General features: G+C 71.8%; 1 protein-coding gene. It reads right to left on the bottom strand.

What is annotated here, in order from left to right:
* Positions 1–1,629 (bottom strand): AMP-binding protein (locus ACFWV2_RS33015; protein ID WP_384411109.1); only part of this gene is annotated, 1,629 nt, incomplete at both ends.

Below are 1,629 nucleotides of genomic sequence, written 5' to 3'. Positions count from 1 at the left end.
ATAACCCCGCGCCACACCCGCACCCGACAGATACAACTCACCCGCCACACCCACCGGAACCGGCCGCAACCCCCCGTCCAACACGAACACACCCGCGTTGCGGATCGGACGGCCGATCAGGGTGGCCGTGCCGAGGGTGACGTCGTCGTCGGCGCCGTGGGTGGCGACCGCTCCGACCTCGGAGGCTCCGTAGAAGTTCACGAGCCGGGCGGAGGGCAGGCAGCTGCGGAACCGTTCCACGGTGGCCGCGGGCAGCTGCTCCCCGCTGCAGATCCAGACCGTGCACCCGTCCATGCGGCTCAGTTCGCCGCTGTCGATGAAGGCGTTCAGGAGGCTGGGGACGACGGTCAGCCGGGCGATGCCGTGCCGTACGACGGCGTCCGCGAGATCGGGGACGCTGCGGGCGGTGTCGGCGTCGACCAGGACCGTCGACCCGCCGGAGAGCAGCGGGGCGAGCAGTTCGGTGATGCCGTCGATGACGCTGACCGGCGACTTGACGAGGACGGCGGACGTGCGCTGCTCGGGAAACTCCTCGGCGAACCAGGTGAGCCGGTTGACGAGGGCCCGGTGCAGTCCGGTGACGCCCTTGGGCCGGCCCGTGGAGCCGGAGGTGTAGATGACGAAGGCGGGATGGTCGGGGCCCAGCGGGGCGGTCCGCTCCCGGTCGGTCGGGTCGGTGTCGGGCAGGTCCGCCCGCGCCGCCGTCGTGCCGGGGTCGTCCAGCAGCAGCCGCGGCAGGTCCGTGTCCGGCAGCGTCCGGGCGGTCGGGCCGTCGGTGAGCAGGAGGGCCGGGCGGGCGTCGTCGAGCATGAGCGCGATCCGCTCCGCCGGGTAGGCCAGGTCGACGGGGAGGTAGGCGGCGCCGGACTTGAGCACCGCGAGGAGGCCGACGACCATCTCCTCGGTGCGCGGCAGCGCGAGCGCCACCAGACGCTCGGGGCCCGCGCCCAGGCCGATCAGCTGCCGCGCCAGACGGTTGGCCCGCGCGTTCAGCTCCCCGTACGACAGTTCCGTACCACCGAAGGTGACCGCGACCGCCTCGGGCGACCGTGCGGCCTGGGCCTCGAAGAGGGCGGGCACGGTGGTGGCGGGGTTGCCGCCGGTGGTGCCGCTCCATTCGGTGAGGATGCGGGCGCGCTCGGGTGCGGACAGCACCTCGACGGCGCTGACGGGGAGGTCGGGGTCGTCGGCGACCTGTTCCAGGAGGCGTACGAGCCGGGCGGCGACCGAGGCGGCCGTCGACTCGTCGAAGACGTCGGAGCTGAACTCCAGGAACCCGTCGAGGCCGCCGGGCGTGCCGTCCTCGTCCTGCTGCTCGATGACGAAGAAGTTCAGGTCGAACTTGACCGAGTCGACGGCCGGCGGTGCGAACTCTGCTCGGACACCCGGGAGTTGCAGGTGTGCGTGTTCGTTGTTCTGGAGCACCAGCATGACCTGGAAGAGGGGGTTGCGGCCCATGGACCGCACCGGGTCGAGGACTTCGACCAGCCGCTCGAAGGGCACGTCCTGGTGGGCGTAGGCCGACAGGGAGGTCTCGCGGGCGCGGTCGAGGAGTTCACGGAAGGCCGGGTCTCCGGACACGTCGGTCCGCAGGACCAGGGTGTTCATGAAGCAGCCCACCAGCTCGTC

The sequence above is a fragment of the Streptomyces sp. NPDC058671 genome (genome assembly GCF_042716475.1).
Lineage (GTDB): Bacteria > Actinomycetota > Actinomycetes > Streptomycetales > Streptomycetaceae > Streptomyces.
The sequence above is the reverse complement of the archived record's forward strand: the minus strand, read 5'-3'. Positions and strand labels throughout refer to the sequence as shown.